Origin of the sequence: Millionella massiliensis, from assembly GCF_900104655.1 — a bacterium.
GTDB classification, from domain to species: Bacteria; Bacteroidota; Bacteroidia; order Bacteroidales; family Rikenellaceae; genus Rikenella; species Rikenella massiliensis.
In genome coordinates, this window is sequence record NZ_FNWD01000002.1 from 1,241,523 (window position 1) to 1,264,162 (window position 22,640).

Consider the following 22,640-nt stretch of genomic DNA (forward strand, 5'->3'; position numbering starts at 1 on the left):
ATCAACTCAGAACAGGAAAGCGCATAACCCTATAATAATTTAGACCTTAGCTGTTTATTTGCATATATGGAAGTATTCATGGATACTGCAATCTAGTTTCTTACCACAATGACTTCAGCTCTTCTTATTAAGCGATTACCACGCATATATCCGTTTTTTTCTGTTGAAAGAACGAATCCATCCTCTTTTTCCGGGTCAGGTTCTGTTTCGACAACTATACATACGTTATCATCAACCATTTTGCCATCAAGGTCTATTGGCGTAACATTATATTTCGAGAGTATCGACATGGCGACTTTTTTAGGCTGTAACATTCTTTTTACAGCCTTTTGTGCATTCTCTGTTTCACATAGACCACTGTCCTTGACCTTAGCCTCCGCTTTCTCAAATGCGTCGATTATTTGAATGACATCACTGATTAGAGCATCTACCTGACGCTCGTTTCCAAGTGTCAACTCTTCAATGTCATTTCTCTGCTTGAGATTCTCCTTTTTAATTTTTGTAATCTCGCTTTCAATCTGAGCTAGTTTGGTATTCATACTTACAATGAACTGTGAATTTCAGGATCAATGGAATTGATGTCAATGATTTCAGGCTGTAAAGTTGCCTGAAGTGGAGCCATATCATCAAATGGCTCAAAAATGGGGAATGTAAAATCTGCAGCCAACCTCGTAGCAGGTTTGCATAATTGTGCCCGAGCTTGAGCGATGTCAGTATTTGGATAAATTCTCTTCCTCATTGCTACCGTCATAGCTTTGAGTATTTGAGCATTATTTGCATCCTGCGGGACTTCAAGTATGATATATGGATTCTTCATATCGATTCATTGATTAAAATGGAAGATCAAAACTGCCCAATTGGGAAGAGTCTGTACTGGTAAAACCTCCAAGTTTTTTCATCAGATTCAATCCTGTTTTAAGGGCAATACCTTTCGCAGTCAGGGAGTGTCTAATGGCGGTTAAATAATCCTCGTCTCTCAACAATAATTGGGTGCTAGCGGGCAATTGATTCCATATATCACTGTAAGCTTTTCTAAACACTGCCGATTGATTCCTAAACTCAACACTCTTGTTGCTGATAATTCCATTCAAAATCGTCTTAACCGAATAAGAATCAACATCGTCACTTATGATATACTTCAAGACACAGATTTCTGCCAATTGAGCTAAATTCCTGCAGATCCCTTTATGTTCAGGATTGCTTATATACATTGCATACACCTTTTTAAGGGCTTCTTTTTCGGACAAAGAATGATTGTTTACTCCTTCTACAATAGAATTTAGATTCTTCGTAATAGTCGTTTCCTGGTATTCAGCATAAAGAGAACGATAAAACGCTACATCCCGGGGTTGAACCTTGGAGAGAATCTCACTTACTGCGGTATTACTTTCCGTATTGTTTTCTTCGCATAGCATCTCAAATAACGTTTTCAAGTTTTCCTTTATTCTTGAATTTGACGTATCTAATGTGTATGCAGAAAGAAGGTATTCAGATGCTTCAGATAGTTTTATCTTTTTGTCGTTTACTTCTCCAACCACATAAGACAGGATATACTTGGAGAATATGAATGAGAGCGTTTTATCCTTCATACAATCACAAACGACAAAGTAGAATCTGAAATTCGTCTTAAACTCAGTCTTGTTGTGCGACGTTAGTGCAGAAATCCTGCTATTAATGCTTGACACCAACGCAGATTGCAATTTGTCGAATGGCTTGATAAGAGAGACTCTTGTGCCAACGAATTTTGTGGCATCGAGCGTGGTTAATGCCGTCATACATTCTTCAAAGTAGGTTTTTGCCTTACTGTAATCGGTGTAAATAGCCCCAGCCAACTGATATGCTGCACCAACAGCGAGCACATCTTCCCAATTGTCATACTCTTGTTCTCTTTCGAATTCTAGAGCACTTGTTATATCGTTAAAAACATCTTCATTGTTTTTTGCGATATACGGAGCCACAAGTCTGCATTTCACGTCAAGGTTAAGCGCAATGAAAGCATCCATTGCATCCTTCTGCGACGCATAGAAATTGTGATATTCCTGTTCTTCGCCGATTGCAGCTTCAAATCTGTCAAGAAGTGAACGCTGTACCTCTTTTATTGAGACCAAAGTACTGTCATCAGAATCGTCAAAAGTGACATTATCTGGTAAATCTCCATATTCTTCCTCGCTGAAATGCCCATAAGCATCATACAGCGTAAAGGTGTATTGATCGTTCCAGCTGGTATAATCTAAAGTCTTGACAAAAAGACGTTCTTGATAGATGGCAGTAAGCCAAACAGCTATTACCTCCTTGTAGTTGCTTCGGGTAATCTGTTTGGACTCGGCCATATTAAGACAGGTAAGAGCAATGTTCCTTAAGGCCGAAAGATCATCCAGATAGTCTGCGTGTTCCTTCAACATTTTCTCAAAAGCGACATTATACCGTTCCTCCTCAAATAGTTTGAAGATGGCATAATTCTTCAACTTGTTCCTGTACTTCACCAATGTGCTTCTGGGGATGTTGAGAATCGGCCTGATGACGTCTGCGTACTCTAGCATATGATTGATAAAGTATATCGCATCATCCGATGAGAGAGTCTGGGTCTTAACAGCCTCTATTTTGTTGTTGAAGTCTGCTAATTTGGCCTGCGCTTTTATGATTTCTCCTTGCTCGCAAGCCTTCTTCAAATACTCCTCTGATGGGAGAAATTCATGGAGGACTGCTAGAGCTTCTTTATCTGCACCGGACTTCAGTAATATGAGTGCGAATCGGTATGCAATATCTTCTTTCTCAGCACGGAAAGTAGTTACAGCTTTTCTGAGCAGATTATAAATCACATCCTTATGATCCAGGATGTCCTGATTGTTCTGCATTTTTAGTCTACAGATGATAAACCTTAATGCAGCCAGGGTAGGCTGTCGCTTAGCTTCTAAACGGCTAATCTCTTTGTACAGGTTTGCGGCCTCCAACAGTTTGTTCGAGCGTTCCTGGTCACGAGCAATTAGATACTTGCGCTTTATTATTTCCGCCAATACATTCCCCTTTTTGGCAGCAATCGTAGCAGAATCAAATCCCGAGGACTCGATCTCACTCACAATACGTTCCAGCTCTGATACAGCAGCAGCATGGCTGGTCCCCCTGAGCCATTCCAATGCAGCAGCAATCTTTATGTCCCAAAGAGTTTGATATACAGGATCCTGTTTTACTTCCTGAATACCATAACTGTCAATCTCCCTGACCGCCAGGTTTGAAGCTTTGAGTCTGTCGGATGCTGCGGAGAGGGCCTTAATTTCTGCCTCTCTGTGCTCCATTATCGAAGAAACAGCCCTCTTGACCCCTTCTCGCCCCAGCTTGTCCAGAACTTTGTACGCACGATCCTTTTCTTTTGATGCATAATACAAATCTGCAAGCTCGACTAATGATTCCGTTATCGTATTATTCAGTTGGGCTGCATAATGGTCAGAAACATGTTTTATCGCTTCAAATGCTTTAAATAAAAGAACTTCCTTCTCGTCTGCAGCCTTCTCAATAATGGCTTTATGGAAATAAGCTTTTGCTTTTACGAAGTAAGCCTTATTGCATTTCCCAATAATAGAGTCAGCCACCGAGATGGCTTTATCGTACTCTTTCCGGGATTCATACTGTTGGGCACACTCCAGTTTGTCCTCGATGATTGTCGTTGAATTGGGAAACAGTGCCTGCGCGTGATCCAGACGCACGATGCGAGCGTCATTTGCTAAAGTCACAATCCAACCATGCAGTCTCTCGACATATAATTTCTCTATATTATAACCTAGCGCATGTAATTTTTCGAGATTCCTGAGTGAAGAGTCAGGGTCGTTATCTTGGCTCAACCATGTAGCGAACTCCGCCAACAGCTGCCGATCTGCAAGAAATTCTCTCGGATTGTCCAATATGGCATTGCGTAGAGCATCCTTGACACTTTCCGATTGGGCATGCGTCAAAGAATCCATTAATACATGGACATCCTTCGATACTTTCCAACAATTCTTAAAGATCGAGACCGATTCTTCAACAGAAATGCCCTCGCGTAAAATAATCGCTTCTCCGTAAGTTGATACCGTCTTCGCCAACGCAACGGAAGTAGCTTCCGAGTCATTCCCGCTGACTATTTGAGTCGCATTATCCCAAATGCAGGGTTCCTCTTGTTTACCGCCGGTAATGGCCAGCAATTCATTAGCTGCATAAAATCTCTTTTGTTTGATCAGATCGTTAATACAACTTTTTACAACATCGCCAACACCTTGAATCTGCTTCCCTCGAGACCACTCTTCTTGCAAGACGGCGACATGCGAACCAAATGACGGATCCGATATCCTGGTTCTGAAAACATCATTGAGCGCTTGGTTGATTCTTGATGCACAATATAAGTCGAGGGTGTTCTCTGTTTTGTGTCTTGAGTCATTCAGCGCTTTCAAAACAATACAACAGTCTGCAAAAGAACCGGCCTTGAATAATGATGCGGCTCTTTGGTATATATATTCTGAAATCCGTTGTAGACTGGCATTGTAGGAGACTATATCATATACACCATTTGCTGCCGTTTCCAGATTTACGATTTTGTTAAAAAGACCATTAATACGGTTCGCATCTGCATTTCTTGCCAGTGAAAAATAGTAATCTGCAAGTCGGACAGCTGCAAATGGCTGTTTTTTGAGAAGTGCAAGATAAATTTGTTCAGCTTTAGCCGAACGGTTTGCACGCATCAACCGGTCAGCCTTGTGAAGCTTATAGTTGTAATACCGCTTTTTTATATATGATATCAATCCCATTTTGGCGGAAGTTATTGTTCTTTATTAATCTTCAGAATCTGGCCAGGATGAATTAGTTTCCACGACTTGCTTTCGGCATCCCATATCCCGTTATCTTCAGCTATTCTTTGCGCGATTTCCTTCCAATCCGAACGATTTCCGTACAGCTTATGGACGATCCTCCAAGGCCCATCATTAGGTACAATGATGTATTCCCTTGAATTGTTTTTTGCCTGGGTAGTTGTGAGTTCCAGTATCTGCGCCTGAAGCGCAGATACTGAATCACAAAGCGTGGAAATTGTTTTGTCTTTCTCAACCAGAATGCCATCGTAGTCATTCGGCTGTTGGGGATCAGGATACAAAAGACATGTTGCCCCAATTGCAATTATTGCTGAAACGATGGGTAAAACAATCGACAAGGTCTTGAATCTTTTGACACCATTACCAGCAGTTGCATTATCTTCACCAAGATCTGCAACTGTTCGGTAGATTCTCAAGTCACTACCACAATGGGGACAAATGACATCCTCTTTTCTGTAATTGGAAATACCTGGATTTCCGCATACCGGACATTTGATGGTTTCCATATTACAAACCGATTCCGACACCCCAATCCTTAATTTCAGAACCGTTCTCTCTGAGCAGGTCACTGTTCTCGTTCTGAATACGTCGGATAGCTGCGACATCACCCGTTCTTAGAGCCTGCATCATTTCGTCAAATGCACAGTTGGCTCTGGCAGCATCTTGCGGAGAGGTAGCTCTGTTCGCAATAATTTTGAAAAGGAAGATGTTCAACAGGAGACCATACCGGTTTGCAGTATCTTCCAAATCTTGATTGATTCTCTTTGGAACTTGTCCGAAGCTGACTCGTACCGTTTGAGATTGGTCGACATTTGGTCATAATCCGCAGGATCGACGTATTGACGGAAATTCTTGACCAGAATTGTTGCGAGGATAACACCGAGTTTGACAGTTGCTTCATCCTGCTCTATTGCAAACTGCTTGGCTGTCTTAACCTGCTGCTCAAGTTCCAACCATTTGTCATCTTCAGACTTTAAGCGGCTCTTTTCGATAACGTCAATGATGTTTTGAATCTTGGACATAAATGTAGCTTTCTTATTGTCTGAGATACTGTCGTCATTCATGACGTCTTCTATTGAGCTTGAGATTTCACTGAGACAACTGGAGTCTTGGTTCCCTCGCCCAAGTACCACTCGCGATATCTTGCCTGTCTGCACAACCTTTACCTTCACGCGCAATGTTTCATCCTCATCCAGATTAAACGTGAAGTTAAGTTTACTCCCTGCGGGCAGATTTTCATTGATATTAAAGAACCCTGATGTAATTTTTTCGTATGTACCATCTTCAGCATCATTGAACAGACACACCTCGACAATCTTCTGGTCATTGACGGTTGTACTGAACTGACGATTTATCGAATACGGGAGGGGTGTCTGGTCTTCAATCAACTTGTCCAGCTCTTTCCTGCCGTTTCTTTGCAGTTGGATCAAATAGTTATGTTTTGCCGTATAAACAATGGGGCCGTCGGATGGAGCAGCATTTTCGTCAAAGTCGTCATCGTCGTCGTCATCCTTCCATTTCGAAGTATCCATGGAGGCTGCAAGAATGGCTGCACCATGAGCTATGGCCAACATGGGTTTTTCTGAAGAAAGGATCTTTTCTTCGCCATACTTTTCAACAAGCATTCTCTTAACAAGAGGGATACATGAAGAACCTCCCACGAGAAGAATGTTCGAAATATCATCCGCAGAGATGCTGGTCTTGGCCAGTAACTCTTCAATTAAGTCAATCGTTCTTTCAATCAGAGGCCTGATAAGCGCCTCAAAAGTGTCTCTTGAAACAACAATATCATCAATTGGCTCACCATCTTCATCTTCAAGATATTGACTGACAAAAATGGTTGCAGATGTACTTTGGCTCAATGTCTTTTTGGCATTTTCTACGTCGGCCTTCAGACCGGCCGTGAATTCCTTGACCTCCTTATCCGTTTTCTGACTCAAAAGATCCTGAAGATCAAGATTGTTTTGGGACTCGATTTGTCCTTTGATATAATCGGACAAGATTATATCGATGTCATCACCGCCCAACCATCTGTCGCCACCGGCGCCGGTCTCCACGAACTGACCGCCGGCGGCAGTAAGAATAGAAAGGTCAAAGGTACCACCTCCAAAGTCATAGATCAGAAGCGTTTTGTCCTCGTCTGGCTTAAGGTTGTCAAAACCATATGAGAGAGCGGCTGCCGTAGGTTCGGCTAACAGCTGCAGAACCTTAAGGCCGGCAAGTTTGGCTGCCTTCTTGGTAGCAGACTTCTGCTTTTCATTAAAGTATGCAGGAACGGTGATGACTGCATACTCAACATCTCCAAGTTTCGTACTAGCGTCATTTTTCAGAGCTCTGAGTATCTCAGCGCTGATTTGCTCTGGCGTAAACTCTTTGCCGTGAAGAAGGATAGCCACAGCGTCTTCTGTACCGCTGGACAATTTTTGAATACCAAAAGGATATGCCTGTTTATCGGCCTTCATCTTCTGGACGTTGGAATCATTAATAGAGGCGCCCATCAAACGTTTGGCAGATACTACGATGTTGGGTACGTGTCGTTTCCATGCGTTGAATACCGAATTACCTACGATGAAATTACCATTTTTGTCCATGGCAACACATGAACGACATAAATCTTCATTATTCGCCCCTGTCTGAATCGTTCTGACAGAAACGTCTTTGAATGCAACAACAGAGTTGGTTGTTCCCAGGTCTATACCAATTGCTTTTCCCATATGCCTATGATTTGTAATTACCAATTTGTAACCGCTAACGAAGACGTGTCCCCGTCATCTTTTGCGTTGTTTGTTAATGCTGCCTCATTCTCAGCCATCTCATTTTTAACTGTGAACTTCCAGTCTTCAAGGTCCTTGTTTTTTGTCTCTAATGTTTGCTCCAGTTCCTCGATTTCTCTTTTGATAGTAGACACAGAGACTTCGATTGACTCAAGCTCTTTTTCTTTCATCTTAAGTCCATGCCTGATGCCCTCCAATTCGGTTTGCTTTCCAAAACGCAATTCTTTTCGCATCTCATACTTTATTCTGAGATGATCTATTTTTTCTTTGATAGCATTTATTTCTGATTCCCGGGCTCGGTAATCGGACTTTATATTTCTGTTCCTCTTTTTGATTTCGAGTTTTTTTCTTAGCCCTTCGGTGTCAATGTCCTTCAGATCGACAAATCCGGAAATCGAGACGTCATCTTTGTTGCCGTCTTTGCTAACCTCCGGGAGACAACTACTTAGTTCTTCCTCCACATCATCACCGTCAAGGAATAGTCCGATAATCTGTTCATAGAAATCCTGAAGATTATCGTCTGTTCTCACAGAACCGTCTGCTCCGTCCGAACACAGCATGACCGCAAACGGCTGATCTCCGTTTCCACTGAAGGCATATCTGAATTCGCCTAATGGATTATTGTCGCAAAGCGAAGTTGTGTAATTCAAGAAACAGGTGCAGTCTTCTGGAACGGGGGTGGTCCAGACCAAGGAGCTGTCACATACTAATATCTTTCCATCACCTATATGAAACGACAGCCAATAGTCCGGGGTCTTCATGAAAGCCAAAAGCGTACAGCCATACGCCGTTTCAATTCCTTGGCCGTTTAGAATATTCCTTTCCTGCTTGCTGAGAGGATTTGCTTTTTCATCCCTAAGGATTTCTCTTTTCCACTCCTCGTAGATATCGTTCAGAAGAGCTTCCATACAGGCCCGTTGTTCCTTGCACTGTCCTTCGGCTTCAACATATGCCTGGGCTTGACGAGCATATCGTCGTTGTTCTTCGTTCAATTCTTCATAGCGTACACGCTTGCCTTCAGAGTCAATGAACGGATTACGTTTAGGTTTTGCCGTTATGGCAAATTTCTTATTGGCGAAGGTCTCAGGTGGAATGTCTCGAGCAAACTCCCTTAACTGATCAAGTGTGACCTCTGCAGCAAGTCGTGAGCCAACATCACTTCTGAAATAAGAGCTGCCGCCGTGACCGTCACAAACCACCGCGATGACTATACCACACCCATCATAGGAGATGGAATAGTCCTGACAAGGTTTTCCTGATGCAATATGACTTGCACCTTTGACCGATTTATTAAATGCAGACTTCACAATGCTATCCCTTCTTACCAATTCGTCCAGTCATCAGAACCTTTGTTATCATCGGCATCTGAACCGACATCAACCGTTTTCAGACTGGAATCCTGTTTGATCGCTTTTTTGATATCTTGCATCACCTCCTCCTGGCGAGATTCAGGAGCATCAATGCCAACAGAAATCCCCTTGGAAGCCACCTGAGAAGCTGTTACTGACACCAGATAAATCATCTTTTTTAAGTCTGTAACATTATGCACGGTCAATACCGCCTCGCTATTATTATTCACAAACTCCTTCAGAACATCCTTATTCGTATCATCACCAATTGCTACTGCAATTTTGATGGCTGCCCTATACCAATTATTACCTTTGAGATACTCAAGCCCATGTTTAGCATCATCTGTCGGGACTCCATCTGAGAATAAAATCATCACGGGGGCACAAGACGCATTCGCTTCTTGCATAAAGCCTGATGTATGGGATAACTTTTTCTGAAGTTCCAGATAGGCGGCCCCCAAACTGGTCAGTCCAGCTGCTTCAAGGTCATTCCACTCGAAACTTTCCACTGGAAGAGGACGAGGATACATCCAATCACATCCACTTGCAAATTGAAGAGCTGCAATTTTTATTTCAGTATCAGTATTTTCAGAAGAGATTTGTTCCAACATGGGCAATGTATCTCTTATGGCGACATTAAGACTTGAAATTTTGCCTCCAGCCATACTTCCTGATGTATCAATCAAGAAAAAAAACGGTCAGCGTTTTTCTCGGCAATTTATCGACAGGTGCGTTTAATTTCCCCATATTATCTAACAATCAATGCGTTAATTCCCATTCTGAATTTAATCTTCATCTCATTCTTGATCGGCATACCCGCTTCTGGAGCCACATTGTGTACGCTTCCGATAGGATCCACCGCCTGCCAGGTAAATGAAGAATAGTTTTTTATGCCTAATCTTCCAGTAACTGTATTTCGCACGACCTCACCAACTACAGCATTCAAATCCCCTTCAATCGGCAACTGCACGTTGTATATCTTCTGACCTTCAAAAAGAGGTATCCTATACTGATCAACCTTGAGAAGCATAGGCTTTGGAATGGGCATTTCACAATCTACGCAAGCTTGGTTGACGACATCTGGGACAATGAAGGTCTCCTCATTGCAATGGGGACAACGACCGAGCACGGACCGCAATTGAATCATACGAGTCATCCATTCTCGATCAATAATCCTTTTTTCAGGAAACAGAATTGCCTGCCGACTAAAAGCCTGGACAAACAGGGACTCTATAAATTGGGGGAATAACCCCCAACGTCGTATTACATTAGTATGAAGACCTTCAACCGGACGATTCGAATCATCCGAGGGATCCATAATGAATACCGCATTATGTCCGAATAGTTCTTTCTCAAGGTCTTCAGTCATACAGCTGCAACTCGCATATTTCTTTCCTTCAAATGGACGATTATAGTAAAACAGAATAAACAAAATTACCGCCATTGAGAAGTAGTCAGAATATCTATTCGGCATGGATTGCCGATCAACTATTTCGGGAGCGAGGTAACCAGCCTTTCCTATAATTCCGAGGTTCGTCCTGTCGGGTGCCACATTGTCATTGTCACATATGAGGACATCTCCACTTTTTGGATTGATAAAGAAATTGCCATCATTCATGTCCTGATAACTAAGACCTCTGATATGCAGTTTCTGAAAAGCATCACAAATACACAAAGCGGCGTGGATGTTGGCAGCCATACTGGAAAAATGAGTCTTTGCAAGCATGAATTCGCCGAACTCCCTGTAACCTCTTGGGCGGAGAGGCATCACATATCCAAAGCTACCATATTGGCGTTCGGTTACGGCCAATGGCCATAGGAAAGCCTTACTTGGCGCACCTGCGTTTGCATTACTCTTCAAATTTTCATAGAAATCATCTGAGTACTCCTTCGTATACCATTTCAGTGCATAGTCTCCCCCGCAATAATCCACGAGATAAACAATGCCCTGCCCACCTCTGCCCAATTCAGAATCAATCGTACAGGTTTTGCCATTTAGCAACTTTATTTCTGTTCCTTCCGTTAGTTCCATAAATGAAAACCGCTTTTATGCAAAACCGATTTTTCTACGCACGGTTTTATTTGCGCTGGCACCTAATGAAGAGGGGCGGTTCTTTATCGAGTCAAGCAACATTGACTGCTCAATTGGAGAATCTTTAAAGGCCGCTACAAGAGCTGCATCATTGACAATGAATGCAATATCGCTGGAGGAATAATTGTCTGTTTTATCAGCAAGTTCTTCAGTGTTAACTTCCACACAGGGTCTATCCTTCAGATACAAATCAAACATTTTCTTTCTTGTAGCCTTGTCGGGTGCGCCAACTTCAATATGGATGTCAAGCCTACCTGTTCTAAGAACTGCCGGATCGATCAGATCCTTCTGGTTGGTGGTACCGATGACAAATATCCCTCTTTGGGAGCAATTGTTCATCTGACTCAAGAACTCATTCACCTCTGGATTCATCAATGTACTTGCTTCAGCAGAAGTTCTCTTTGGCACCATTGCATCAAACTCATCGAAGCATATCACAGAAGGAGCCTGCTGCTCGGCTTCTTCAAATAATTGCGCGATCTTGCTTTGTGACCCATGTATGTAGGAGCTGCCGACATCGGAACCTTTAACGCATATGTAATTCAGACAAGCTTCTTCTGCGAATTTCTCCGCAAAGAACGTCTTTCCGCATCCTGGAGGGCCGTAAAGCAGCATGCCGTTGGGCAAAGTGAGTTTGTATTTTTGTACTTTCTCCGGATTTTTGAGCAAGAACAATACTTTTTGCTGGAGCATGGCTTTGATATCATCCATGCCAGCTACGTCCGCAAAACCATTCCCTGCCTTGGGTGATATTTTATAAATACCACGTTTAGACTTCGCGTCGACTGGGGCAAACTCTGTCTTTACGGGTGATCTTCCATGTCCTGGGGCATTCCTCCCGCTCCAATGCCTGCAAAAAATCTTCTGCAGTTTGTATTCGTCTGTTCGGATCAAACGAAAGACACATTTTAAGTATGGCTTGGAGCCAGGGTGGACATTTGTCTAACGAACCTGAAAAAGAGAGTCGTTCAAAGGTGACTTCCTTCATCTTTTCGTAGCTCAAGTTCTCCTCAGATTCCGAGTACCACGGAGCCTTGCCAAAAAGCATGGCATATAAGACTGCTGCCATTGCGTAAATATCTGAACGCTCGTCAAATACATAGTTATATGTCTCCGGTGCGCGAAAGTAATTTGTGAGGTCCGAGGTCTCAAATGAATGAACATCTGTGCCGGGCGCAGATACGTGTGCAAGATCTATTATTGTTGTGGTTGAAAGGTTCTTTGGATAGTATATGATATTTCGAGGCGTAATGTCATTGTGGACAAGTCCCAGCGAATGTATGTGAGCCAGCCCTTTCAGCGCGTTCTTGACAATGTTCAGCGCCATATCCAGAGAGAATATCCTTCCTTTTGTCAAAGGATCTGCCACCAAACTGCCTTGAACATACTTTGTGACAAGATATGGATAATTGGTCTCATCTTTAACAAACACGCCCTTTTCTACATAGCTAATTACATTAGCATGATTCATCTATTCACAGTAGCTTATCTCTGTGATGATTGAATCTGAATTCAACACCTTTTCAGGTACCTTTTGTAAATCATAAATTTTTAAGAAAAACAACTCGTCCGAGTTATTTTTAACTCTGTACGATTCATTATACGGTCCTTCTTTCAAAAAGGACTCTACAGAATACGAACCTATTTTCTGGTTAACTTCCAGAATTGCCATGTTGCTTAACTATTTAACCCACTCGTCGCAAAGCAGGATGGATTACCATTGTATTTTATTTGCTAATTAGCACTGAAATAGACACTTAATATCGAACACCCTATTAGATAATGTTTGCAAATCAGGCCTTGTGACGTTTGTCCCTCATTTGAAAACGGTCATAAAAACCATTCCCAATTGTTCGGCAAATCACTTATCGAATTCTACCATCTTTTGCAAGTACCACTTAAATTTTGTTGATATTGTCCATAATTACTCTGAATGTAAAGTTAATAATTCTGGACAAAGAATTATACTACCGATCATTTTTTATCGTTGTTATGGAAAACGAATACAGCAGGTATAGTCTATTAGGCACTTGACGCTCGATTCCTTGATGTTTTCAATATTATAGAGTTATCAGCGTTTCTCTGTGATGGCGTTATAATCGCCCCTATTTCTTTATAAACATATCTAATCTTTCGCAAAAATTTTCGATCCAAATATTACGTTAGCACGATCTCAGCCGCTCCTGCAAACCTTCAATTGAAGGTTTGCAGGACACATTAGGCTTCTACCTACTTTTACGGAAGATTATACCCGGGAGCCAACCCGAGGCCACACTACTCCCGGGGCCTCAAATCCCAATCGCTACTTGCGGATCCGAATCGGCCCCTATCAAACTAGACTCCGACAATGGCGGTGCGCCGTGAAGATGTAACGGTCCTGGAGATGCGGCTGACCATAAAACAGTCTATCTATTCTATCTGATTATGAACGTAACATACTATAACGAGCGCGCCACAAAGTCCCAGGTCACCCCCATGCTGCCCAGGATTGGCGCCGTCTGTCAGCAATCGGAATAGAAGTCCTCTTCACGTCCAAACCTCCACGGCCGACATAAAGAGCTTTGAACACGGGCGTCGGAAATGACGAAATAAGTCGTTTCAAAAAACGGTCATTTTTTGAGACAATACGACACCGGCAGGAATCAGCCTCGAAAGGGCGAAATTTTGGGGTCCGCGGTGTCTCAAATACCGTTTTGTTTCATAAATTCACAAAACAACATTTTTTGAGACAACCATGGAGATCGGATATGTCCGGGTCAGCACCGAGGCCCAGAATCTCGACCGGCAGATCGATGCGCTGCTCGCGCACGGCATCGACCGGCGACACATCTACGAAGAGAAATTCACCGGGACATCGCTGAACCGTCCCGTGCTGCAACGGATGCTCGAGGGGCTCAGACCCGGCGACACGGTGGTGGTGACAGACCTCTCGCGCATCAGCCGCTCGCGGAACGACCTGATGGAGCTGATCGAACGGATCGGTCGGCAGGGAGCCTCGCTGCGGTCGCTCTCGGACAGCTGGTTCCGCATGGACGCCGGCGACGCCTTCTACAAACTGTTGCTCGACTTCGTGCTCTCGATCAACGAATTCGAACGGAATCTGCTGGCCCAGCGTACCCGAGAGGGGTTGGCAGCGGCCCGTGAGCGCGGCAAACGGCTCGGTCGTCCCCGGGGGATCGACCCCACGACCCTGCGGAAGGTGCAGGCCATCCGGCAACTCATCGCGAGCGAGGGCATCGCCGTGGGCGAAGCCTGTCGGACGTTCGGCGTTCCGCGTTGCACCTACTACCGCTACCTGAAGGCCCTGGACACCCACGGCGCAGTCTGATCCATCCGATACTTCCGCCCCGCCGGAGCCGCAATCGTCCCGCCCGCACAGTCTGCCAGTCACCAAACTTCAACCACGGTCTCCGGGCACACTCTTACCGGACCGGCTCTTACAAATTTGGCGGGCAAGGGCACGGTACGAGTCCGATTCGAGGCAATACCCCTCTGACGGGGTGGCCGAAGCCACCGCCTGCCCGGCGTGAGGGCAGTTCCAGACTGGTTCATTGACAGATGATAGAATATATCTGATACACACAATCTATTCGTCGGAATAGATTGTGTGTCGATCAAAAAACGTTCATTGACTGCGCTGCCGCGCGGGCCCCGCGTGCTCGCGGTGGAGCGGGCGATACTGCGTATCGCTTATGTCGTCAGAAACCCCTCTGTCAGGGTGACCGGAGACACCGTGCTCGTGGCGGAGCAATAAGTGTTTGAGAAGACAGATGACAGAGTTGATAAGTTAGCGCCAACAGCCGACAAACATGAAGTGTTCGCTACAACCTCTGTTCGAGGTAATACCCCTCTGACGGGTAAGCACTCGACCAGACATTGCCATCAAAAAACTTGTTGCTGAAAATTTACGATACCCACAGACCGACTGCAGAATTATCCCTATTTTTAATGTTCCGAGAATCATCCGTCAACCCCCACCCCGCCGTGCTCATGCAAAACATCATCCGCTCGATCCGCAGCTACTACCCCGTATCCGACGCATCCATCCAACAGCTGACCCAACACTTTACGGTCCACCGCTTCCCAGCCAAACACCTGATCATCCGCGGAGGCGTCATCGACCGTAACGTCTACTTCATCGAACAGGGGCTGACCCGCTCGTACTGCCTGGCCGACGGTGTGGAACACACAACCTGGTTTTCCAAGGAGGGCGACATCACGTTCGGTCTGCTCTGTCTGTACCACAACACAGCCGGATTCGAGTTTGTCGAGACGGTCGAACCGACCCTGGCCTACTCCATCCCGATCGGAACTCTGAACAGTCTCTACGCCACAAACATCGAACTGGCCAACTGGAGCCGGGTGATCCATCAGGAGTGTCTGCTGACCCTTCAGTGTGTCCGCATCGACAACCTGACCATGACGGCCCGTGACCGATACAACGTGCTGCTGAAGACCTTTCCGGACATCTGCCAGCGGGTCAACCTGGGATATATCGCCTCGTTTTTGGGCATCTCGCTGTCGACCCTGAGCCGGATCCGCGCCGAACGGTAGGCGGATCGGAACAGGTTAGAAGGGGATCGAGGGACTGTACCACAAGAAGCCGTGCCATCCGGTCGCCAAACTGAGGAGTGCCGGTGAACCGCAAGGAGGATGTCGAACCGTAGGAAGCCGAAACCCGACACGGAAGGAACCGTGCTGGAGCATGGGCGCAGTGCCGGCATAGAGAGGCGGATAAACCAACAAACTCGCACCACACGCCCGCGCATCGGCACGAGGAACCACGACGGAAGCCCTATACGCAAAAACCGGTTCCCGTGCCTACCCCATACAGGCATCCGCCGAGGATAACCAAACATGGGAAATCATCGGGCGGAATCAAATACATGAAACTTTCACAACGAAAGCCAATGCCGGAGAGATACCCAGTACAAGAAACTCGCAGCCAGAAGCTCCAGCAAGAAAACCGTCCGGAAGTATATATCTTAAGAACAAGGAGACAGACCACGGAACACGCATACAGCCACTTTCCAACCCGGAAGATAGAGGAACATACAGGCCGGAAATCATACCGAAAACAGAGCATACGTTTTTTGACTTAGGTCAAAAAACGCCTTCGTGCCGAAAGCTACATTTGTGCAAAAAAAGGCATGAAAGGAGTATCCGTCGATAACAATCGCCCACGAATCGTCTGGCTCGACGTGGTGAAAGTGATCGCCATCTTCATGATGGTAGCCGTACACTGTACCGACAATGTCACGCCGGCCGAACGTTCCGAACCCTGGTACAACCTCTGGGGAAGTCTGTACGGGTCGCTGATGCGACCGGCCATTCCGCTGTTCGTGATGGTCACCGGGGCACTGCTGCTGCCCGTGCGCGAAACCTTCACCGCCTTCTACGCCAAACGGTTGCCCCGGGTAGTGGTTCCGTTTCTGATCTGGTCCGTGGTCTACAACCTCTTCCCGTGGATCACGGGGCTGTTGGGCCTGCCGACCTCGGTGATCAACGATTTCTTTGCCTGGGCCGAACCCGACGCATCATTCGCCGGCGCACTGCACCGCATCGGAATGATCCCGTTCAACTTCTCGATGCTGGCCGTACAGATGTGGTACGTCTACCTGCTGATCGGGCTCTACCTCTACATGCCGATCTTCTCGGCCTGGGTCCGCAGCGCCACGCTCCGTGAACAACGAATCTTTCTGGGTCTGTGGTTCGCCTCGCTCTTCATCCCCTACCTGCGGGAGTACCTCACCGGCGACCTTTGGGGCACCTGTTCGTGGAACGAGTTCGGACTCCTCTACTACTTTGCCGGCTTCAACGGCTACCTGCTGCTGGGATACCACCTGGTGAACCATCCCGTGAAGATCAGTTGGAGCCGACTGGCCGCCATCGGCATTCCGGCCTTTGCGATCGGATACGGCGTAACGTTCTTTGGCTTTAAGTCCATCACGGCCGTACCGGGTCAACCGGTCGAACGGGTCGAGCTGTTCTTCACCTACTGTTCGCCGAACGTGCTGCTGATGACGCTGCCGATCTTTCTGGCCGTACAGAAACTCCGCATCGGGTCGTCGCGGGTGTCCCGGGCGGTAGTCGGTCTCTCGACCTGTACGTTCGGCATCTGGATGTCCCACTACCTGTTTCTGGGACCGTGCTACATGCTCATCGAGTCGCTCCCGATACACACCATGCTGAAGATGGTACTCTGTACGGTGGCGGTGCTCACGGTCACCTGGGGTTTCGTCCATCTCGTCCGCAAAGCGGGTCGGACAGGACGGTGGATCATGGGTTGATCGGCCCGGCAGCCGAGTTGTGAGTGCCCATAGCGACATCCGACAAACATGAAGTATTCGCGACAACCTCGATTCGAGGCAATACCCCTCTGACGGGGTGGCCGAAGCCACCGCCCGCCCGGCGTGAGGGCAGTTCCGTACTGTTCGCGATGAACTGTCTTGTATTTAGGAAAGCCCGCGAATGCGTGTGATAGCGAAACGACCGATTAGCTGCTGGGCTAATCGGTCGTTTCGCTGTAAAGCGGGCTTTAGTTTATATAGCAATCATTCTTCGACTGCCCTGCGCGGGCGGCGTCCGCGTGCTCGCGGCGGAGCGTGCGATACTACGTATCGCTTATGGCGTTAGAGACTCCTCTGACGGGGTGGCCGAAGCCACCGCCCGCCCGGCGTGAGGGCAGTTCCGGACTGCCCACGATGAACTATTTTGTATTTTGGAAAGCCCGCGAACGCCATAAAGAGAGAAAAGATCGATTCGCTGCAAGGCAAATCGATCTTTTCTCTTTGAGCGGGCTTTAGTTTATATAGCAATCGTTCTCCGACTGCCCTGCGCGGGCGGCGTCCGCGTGCTCGCGGTGGAGCGGGCGATACTGCGTATCGCTTACGTCGTTAGAAACCCCTCTGACGGGGTGGCCGAAGCCACCGCCTGCCCGGCGTGAGGGCAGTTCCGGACTGTTCGCGATGAACTGTCTTGTATTTTGGAAAGCCCGCGAATGCGTGTGATAGCGAAACGATCGATTAGCCCAACGGCGAATCGGTCGTTTCGCTGTAAAGCGGGCTTTAGTTTATATAGTAATCGTTCTCTGACTGCCCTGCGCGGGCGGCGTCCGCGTGCTCGCGGCGGAGCGGTCGATACTGCGTATCGCTTACGTCGTTAGAAATCCCTCTGTCGGAGTGCCCGGAGGCACCGCAACGACTCAGTCCCTATGTCATTCAATCGCCTTATTCGATCACGGCAGCAAAACTACTCCACCCCATGGCCGATCGGTAGGCCTCGGCGCTGCCCGCGGGTACCCGGATCGACTCCACGGCCGACGGGAAACCATACCACTGGCCCGACACCGTTTCGGCCACAGGAGGTACGGTCGGGTCGAGCGTCACCTCGCGCACGGCCGAGTTGTCGAACGCACCGAACTCGATACGCTTGACGGCGGCCGGAATCCGGATCGACCGCACCTGTTGATTGCCGCTCAACAGGTTACGCCCGACGGTCGCCACCCCCTGGGGGAGATTCAGCGTCGCCAGCTGCGGACAGTGCACAAAACAGGAGGCCTCCACCACCCCCGTCGGATCGGCCGGCACCGCTCCCGCCACATTCACCTCGCGCAACGCGCTGCACTGGTAAAACGCCCGGCTGCCCAGTTGCTGGATGGCATTGGGGAGCGTGATGCGTTGCAGGGCACTCTCGCGGAAAGCCTCCCGCCCGATGTTCCGCACCGTGGCGGGGAGTTGCAGTTCGGTCAGGCGCGAGGTGCAGAGAAAAGCCTGGCTTTCGATCCCGACCAGTTGTGCCGGCCACACCACCTCTTCGATGGACGTGTAGGCAAAGAGACCCGACGGGAGGGTCGTGAGGGACGTGCGACTGAGATCGACCCGCCGCAGCGCGCTGCAACGGTAGAACGCCTCACTGCCGAGCTGTTCGAGGCTGGCCGGCAGCACCACCTCGGTGAAGGCCGCGCCGTAGAAAGCCATACTGCCGATCGAGCGCAGGCCGTCGTTGAAGACAATGCGCTCGGCGTCGCAGAACATGCCGGCACGGTCGGCCACCGCCACCACGCCATCCGGCAGACGCAGTTCGCCGCCCCCGACGGATTGGATCTCGGTCAGCACACCTTGTTCGATGCGCAGCGGCAGCACCCGAACCGGGAAGGTCACCCGGTGGCCGTCATACTCGACCGTGAGGGTCAGCGCCTCGGCAGCCTGCTCGGACGAGAAACCGCTCACCCGCTCGGGACCGATCTCGAGCTGACGTACCGCGCCGTCGGAGTAGATCCCCTCGACGGACAGCCCCGACAGATCGAGCGCCTCGCCCAACATATAGGTGGTTCGGGTCGGAGCCTGACGCAGCGACAAACCGGTCAACATACCTTCGGCCGGAGTGCCGGGATTCGCGGGGTCAGCCGGGTCGGTCGGCTCCTCAGGATTGGAGGGCTGCTGCGTGCCGGTATCTTCGGAACCAGTGTCGGAACCACCGTCACCCCCCGTCGTGGAGGAGTCGTCCCCGCCGGTCGACGAAGGGTCATCACCTCCCGGTGTACCGGGTGCTGCGGGATCGGAGAAGTCCGACGGGTCGCCCGTCACGCGGAAATCGAGTTTCATCCGGTCGCCGGGCCGGACGGTACGCGTTTCGGACCACAGCGAGTAGTTTCCGGGCACGCCGACCCGCACGGCGAAACACACGTCGCGTTCCTTACGACGGGTGAACCATCGTGCCGGTTCGAGCGTATAGATCGCCGTTCCGTGTTCGTCGGTCATCAGCACGGCGAGCGGTTCGGCAAAGGGGTTTTGGTCGAGGGCCAGCTTCCCGGCCTCGTCGAACACCAGCAGTGGGTGCGTCGCCACGGGTGAACCGTCCGGCAGCGTCACGGTCACCGTGACGACAGCCTCTTTCATCGTGTCGTTTTTTTCTTTTTTGCAGGCGGCCAGAACGCCTCCGGCCAGCAGCAGGAGAACAGCGTTCCGGACCCATACGGACGCGAAGCGTAGCTCTTTTTTCATCGTGTGTTCAGGAATCGTGAGTGGTGAAAGGAGAAAAAGTTTGAAATTTATTTCACAAACATCGTGCCATTTGTTAATTACACAACATTCTTTTTGTCATTTTTTCACATTTCACGCGAACCTTTTGGGCGAGAAAAACAGACCACCAGAACGGCCGCCCACCTCTTTGCAGCAGACATACGAACTGCCCGAACGGGCCACAGGCTGGCCGAATCGAGAGCTGCATCATTAGATGCGTCAGGTATTCGAGCACGATACAGGCACGGACACAGGCGACTGGCACGGGCGGAAGCAACTTCGTTGCCAAGAGACAGCTATTTAACCTGCCGCGAGTCTTATACAGACAAGGCTGCAAGTTGCCTGCATGGACCGCAGACCGCATCGACAGACATACACTACCTAATTGGGCGGGACGGGAGGAATTGGTTATTGGAACGTGCCACAGGGGTACTTGAATGGGGTACGGCCACCGTCACAACCAACGATCCGAATACCTCCCCCAACGACGATATCCCACTCCTTATGCCCGCGGATCGGGCATTCCGAGCCCGTCATACCGGAATCCACCGCACCTCCGGTTAAAATTAAACATCAGATATGCAAAGTTATACACACAAATACTAACGTTACACATAACGACAATACTATCCGTACCAATAGCACCAACCAACACATAACATTGATTATCTGCATTTTACAATTTAAAAAACATCTTTAAGTCTAATATTAACCTCCATAAGCATACTAATCACACAATTATACTATCGATACTAATGATAATAATCTAAAATTTCGGACGCGCACACCCCGATCAGAAAGCGGCAAGACCCGCTGCACATACTATCCACTTTCCCCCTGCTCGAACCACACTCGGCGACCTGCCTGCGGCAACTCGCGCCTCCAGCCCATCAGGGGATCACCCGCCCACATTCGTACCCAGACTCACCTCTCGCAGCATCCGATTCGCAGGAAACTGGGACCACAACTGAGGCCAACTGTAACAAACCGTCGCAGCCTGTCGGCAAAAGCCACCGCAGCCCGTGTGAGGGCAATTCAGGACTATACGCAATGCAGAACTCAAAAAGCCCGCGAGTGCAAAAAGAGAGAAACGAACGATTTGCTTAACAGCGAATCGTTCGTTTCTCTTTGAGCGGGCTTTGTTCTCAGATTAATCGTTCTCCGACTGCCCTGCGCGGGCGGCGTCCGCGTGCTCGCGGCGGAGCAATGATTTGTTTGCATCGACAGCTAACAGCCGTAAAGTGCACGGTCTAGCTTCGGTTCGAGGTAATACCAGTCTGACGGTGTGCCCGAAGGCACCGCCCGCCCGGCGTGAGGGCAGTTCTGTACTGTTCGCAGTGCTGGACTCAAAAAGCCCGCGAGTGCAAAAAGAGAGAAACGAGCGATTCGCGCAGCGGCGAATCATTCGTTTCTCTTTGAGCGGGCTTTGTCCTCAGATTAATCGTTCTCCGACTGCCCTGCGCGGGCGGCGTCCGCGTGCTCGCGGCGGAGCAATGATTTGTTTGCATCGACAGCTAGCAGCCGTAAAGTGTACGGTATAACTTCAGTTCGATATAATACCACTCAGACGGAATGGCCGGAGGCACCGTGCTCGCGACGGAGCAGGGGGGAGGGCTTGCTCATAGCCGTTATCTCTACCTCACCATCGGAAGGTCACGGCAAACTGGATCGCAATCGACTCGGACAACCGTCGGAAGGTGTTGCGTGTGGTCTCGGTCAACTCGACGGAGTGCATCTGATAACCAGCCGACAGACTATAGGCTATGTCGCTGCGGTCGACGTAGGCAATGCCGGCTCCAATCCGCATCAATACACCTTCATCCGAGAAATTGCGCGACTCGGCGGCAGGATAGTTGCTGGTCGCAAAGTTGTAGCCGACCCGGAGATCAGCGAATGGACGTATCCCGCGGTTGCGGAAATAGCCGCGCATGTTGGCGAACAGCGCACAACCGGTGGTGTTGGTCGAATGTTCGAAGAAGGCGTCGCTGAGGGCGTAAACATCGCGAATGCTGTTGATTCCCACACCGGCACCGACGAAAAGGTACTGGTTGATACCGTATCGGACATTCAACCCCACTTCATAGCGGTCCAGTCCTTCGTTACCTATGCCGAAACCATAGTCGCCGTAGAAGCCGAATTCCCATCGGGTGGCATCTTTCCAATTGGGATCATAGCGTTGGCAGAGGATGTAGGGATGGGGACGTTGGCGCCAGCGTTTGTTGTCACGGTCGCGGCGTACGGCAACAACATCGTTGTACCAGACGGCCTGTTCGGTACCTTGCGGAGTCTGGAGCTCCACGATTTTTCCGTCCGGAGTGATGTAGGTGATCTGTCCGGTTGCGATAGAGCCATTGCGGAGTCGCATCTGGATGTTTTTGTTGTCGGTCCGGTTCTGAGGAGGCGAATCCTGCGCTGAGGCGGGCTGGCAGAGGGCCAGAGCGAACCACACCGATAGAAGGGGGAGCAGTTTCATGGCTTCAGGATTTAGGATTGCAATAAAGGTAGTAAAAAAAACGGAGCAATCCTAATGCTAAAGACGATGTTGTGAAAATAATCCGGAGAAAAGA

Annotated in this window: 15 protein-coding genes; 3 read left to right on the forward strand and 12 right to left on the reverse strand. The window is 48.5% G+C overall.

Annotated elements, in window-relative coordinates; genetic code table 11:
- Positions 1 to 92: 92 nt before the first annotated feature.
- The 10 genes from grpE to BQ5379_RS04950 all read right to left on the reverse strand — a co-directional run bounded on the left by grpE (position 93) and on the right by BQ5379_RS04950 (position 12,521).
- Entirely contained in the window at positions 93 to 539 is a 447-nt protein-coding gene (grpE, locus tag BQ5379_RS04900) for a nucleotide exchange factor GrpE (protein WP_071134403.1), read from the reverse strand.
- Between the two features lie 2 nt (positions 540 to 541).
- The gene (locus BQ5379_RS04905) at positions 542 to 817 is read right to left on the reverse strand and encodes a hypothetical protein (protein ID WP_071134404.1); all 276 of its coding nucleotides are present in this window, start codon (positions 815 to 817) and stop codon (positions 542 to 544) included.
- 13 nt (positions 818 to 830) lie between these two features.
- Positions 831 to 4,775, reverse strand: a complete 3,945-nt coding sequence (locus tag BQ5379_RS04910) for a tetratricopeptide repeat protein (protein ID WP_071134405.1) — start codon at positions 4,773 to 4,775, stop codon at positions 831 to 833.
- A gap of 11 nt (positions 4,776 to 4,786) precedes the next feature.
- Positions 4,787 to 5,341, reverse strand: a complete 555-nt coding sequence (locus BQ5379_RS04915; RefSeq protein WP_143039390.1) for a zinc ribbon domain-containing protein — start codon at positions 5,339 to 5,341, stop codon at positions 4,787 to 4,789.
- Between the two features lie 204 nt (positions 5,342 to 5,545).
- On the reverse strand, positions 5,546 to 7,549 hold the full coding sequence (locus tag BQ5379_RS04925; RefSeq protein ID WP_143039391.1) for an Hsp70 family protein: 2,004 nt from the start codon (positions 7,547 to 7,549) through the stop codon (positions 5,546 to 5,548).
- A 17-nt stretch (positions 7,550 to 7,566) separates the two neighbouring features.
- Positions 7,567 to 8,916 (reverse strand): PP2C family serine/threonine-protein phosphatase, encoded by a 1,350-nt coding sequence (locus BQ5379_RS04930; RefSeq protein ID WP_159431216.1) that lies wholly within the window; start codon positions 8,914 to 8,916, stop codon positions 7,567 to 7,569.
- A 14-nt stretch (positions 8,917 to 8,930) separates the two neighbouring features.
- Positions 8,931 to 9,623 carry a vWA domain-containing protein gene (locus BQ5379_RS04935; protein WP_083377741.1) on the reverse strand — a complete coding sequence of 231 codons (693 nt, stop codon included), beginning with the start codon at positions 9,621 to 9,623 and terminating at the stop codon, positions 8,931 to 8,933.
- Positions 9,624 to 9,706: 83 nt separating this feature from the next.
- Positions 9,707 to 10,990, reverse strand: a complete 1,284-nt coding sequence (locus BQ5379_RS04940) for a serine/threonine protein kinase (RefSeq protein ID WP_071134410.1) — start codon at positions 10,988 to 10,990, stop codon at positions 9,707 to 9,709.
- Between the two features lie 15 nt (positions 10,991 to 11,005).
- Positions 11,006 to 11,761, reverse strand: a complete 756-nt coding sequence (locus tag BQ5379_RS04945) for an ATP-binding protein (RefSeq protein ID WP_071134411.1) — start codon at positions 11,759 to 11,761, stop codon at positions 11,006 to 11,008.
- Between the two features lie 58 nt (positions 11,762 to 11,819).
- Positions 11,820 to 12,521: a protein kinase domain-containing protein gene (locus BQ5379_RS04950; RefSeq protein ID WP_071134412.1), complete on the reverse strand. Its 702-nt coding sequence runs from the start codon at positions 12,519 to 12,521 to the stop codon at positions 11,820 to 11,822.
- Positions 12,522 to 13,784: 1,263 nt separating this feature from the next.
- Between BQ5379_RS04950 and BQ5379_RS04960 the strand changes: the two genes are divergently transcribed.
- The 3 genes from BQ5379_RS04960 (at position 13,785) to BQ5379_RS04970 (ending at position 17,340) form a co-directional block, all read left to right on the forward strand.
- A complete protein-coding gene (locus BQ5379_RS04960) occupies positions 13,785 to 14,378 on the forward strand; it encodes a recombinase family protein (protein WP_071134414.1) in 594 nt (197 codons plus the stop codon).
- Between the two features lie 662 nt (positions 14,379 to 15,040).
- Entirely contained in the window at positions 15,041 to 15,604 is a 564-nt protein-coding gene (locus tag BQ5379_RS04965; protein ID WP_071134415.1) for a Crp/Fnr family transcriptional regulator, read from the forward strand.
- Between the two features lie 596 nt (positions 15,605 to 16,200).
- A complete protein-coding gene (locus BQ5379_RS04970; RefSeq protein ID WP_071134416.1) occupies positions 16,201 to 17,340 on the forward strand; it encodes an acyltransferase in 1,140 nt (379 codons plus the stop codon).
- 939 nt (positions 17,341 to 18,279) lie between these two features.
- Here the strand turns inward: BQ5379_RS04970 and BQ5379_RS04975 are convergent.
- Together BQ5379_RS04975 and BQ5379_RS04980 are read right to left on the reverse strand one after the other, a co-directional pair.
- Positions 18,280 to 20,055 carry a leucine-rich repeat protein gene (locus BQ5379_RS04975; protein WP_071134417.1) on the reverse strand — a complete coding sequence of 592 codons (1,776 nt, stop codon included), beginning with the start codon at positions 20,053 to 20,055 and terminating at the stop codon, positions 18,280 to 18,282.
- Positions 20,056 to 21,712: 1,657 nt separating this feature from the next.
- Entirely contained in the window at positions 21,713 to 22,546 is an 834-nt protein-coding gene (locus BQ5379_RS04980) for a hypothetical protein (protein WP_071134418.1), read from the reverse strand.
- Between the last annotated feature and the right edge of the window lie 94 nt (positions 22,547 to 22,640).

What these genes read in the sequence shown, in the direction of transcription:
- grpE (WP_071134403.1), bottom strand. Translation starts at nt 539, where the DNA reads ATGAATACCAAACTAGCTCAGATTGAAAGCGAGATTACAAAAATTAAA.
- BQ5379_RS04910 (WP_071134405.1), bottom strand. Translation starts at nt 4,775, where the DNA reads ATGGGATTGATATCATATATAAAAAAGCGGTATTACAACTATAAGCTT.
- BQ5379_RS04935 (WP_083377741.1), bottom strand. Translation starts at nt 9,623, where the DNA reads ATGGCTGGAGGCAAAATTTCAAGTCTTAATGTCGCCATAAGAGATACA.
- BQ5379_RS04965 (WP_071134415.1), top strand. Translation starts at nt 15,041, where the DNA reads ATGCAAAACATCATCCGCTCGATCCGCAGCTACTACCCCGTATCCGAC.
- BQ5379_RS04975 (WP_071134417.1), bottom strand. Translation starts at nt 20,055, where the DNA reads ATGAAAAAAGAGCTACGCTTCGCGTCCGTATGGGTCCGGAACGCTGTT.
- BQ5379_RS04925 (WP_143039391.1), bottom strand. Translation starts at nt 7,549, where the DNA reads ATGGGAAAAGCAATTGGTATAGACCTGGGAACAACCAACTCTGTTGTT.
- BQ5379_RS04960 (WP_071134414.1), top strand. Translation starts at nt 13,785, where the DNA reads ATGGAGATCGGATATGTCCGGGTCAGCACCGAGGCCCAGAATCTCGAC.
- BQ5379_RS04940 (WP_071134410.1), bottom strand. Translation starts at nt 10,990, where the DNA reads ATGGAACTAACGGAAGGAACAGAAATAAAGTTGCTAAATGGCAAAACC.
- BQ5379_RS04945 (WP_071134411.1), bottom strand. Translation starts at nt 11,761, where the DNA reads ATGGATGATATCAAAGCCATGCTCCAGCAAAAAGTATTGTTCTTGCTC.
- BQ5379_RS04950 (WP_071134412.1), bottom strand. Translation starts at nt 12,521, where the DNA reads ATGAATCATGCTAATGTAATTAGCTATGTAGAAAAGGGCGTGTTTGTT.
- BQ5379_RS04905 (WP_071134404.1), bottom strand. Translation starts at nt 817, where the DNA reads ATGAAGAATCCATATATCATACTTGAAGTCCCGCAGGATGCAAATAAT.
- BQ5379_RS04970 (WP_071134416.1), top strand. Translation starts at nt 16,201, where the DNA reads ATGAAAGGAGTATCCGTCGATAACAATCGCCCACGAATCGTCTGGCTC.
- BQ5379_RS04915 (WP_143039390.1), bottom strand. Translation starts at nt 5,341, where the DNA reads ATGGAAACCATCAAATGTCCGGTATGCGGAAATCCAGGTATTTCCAAT.
- BQ5379_RS04980 (WP_071134418.1), bottom strand. Translation starts at nt 22,546, where the DNA reads ATGAAACTGCTCCCCCTTCTATCGGTGTGGTTCGCTCTGGCCCTCTGC.